Raw genomic sequence first — 264 nt, 5'->3', positions numbered from 1 at the left:
ACATCGTGGATAAACTTGTCGCTGAACTGTAAGGAGGGAGGGGCTGATGTCTGAATTTATTACGGTAGCTCGCCCCTACGCCAAAGCAGCTTTTGACTTTGCCGTCGAACACCAAAGTGTAGAACGCTGGCAGGACATGCTGGCGTTTGCCGCCGAGGTAACCAAAAACGAACAAATGGCAGAGCTTCTCTCTGGCGCGCTTGCGCCAGAAACGCTCGCCGAGTCGTTTATCGCAGTTTGTGGTGAGCAACTGGACGAAAACGG

At 53.0% G+C, this 264-nt stretch carries 1 protein-coding gene; it reads left to right on the top strand.

Going from position 1 to position 264, the window contains the following annotated elements; all coding sequences use genetic code 11:
• Positions 1 to 46: 46 nt before the first annotated feature.
• The coding region (gene atpH, locus QP119_RS11565; protein WP_284776319.1) for an ATP synthase F1 subunit delta at positions 47 to 264 on the top strand (218 nt) is incomplete at its 3' end.

The sequence above is a fragment of the Corynebacterium frankenforstense genome (assembly GCF_030211955.1).
In the GTDB taxonomy this organism is placed as follows: Bacteria; Actinomycetota; Actinomycetes; order Mycobacteriales; family Mycobacteriaceae; genus Corynebacterium; species Corynebacterium frankenforstense_A.
Note: the sequence above shows the minus strand (reverse complement) of the source record. Positions and strands in the feature narration are given on the sequence as shown.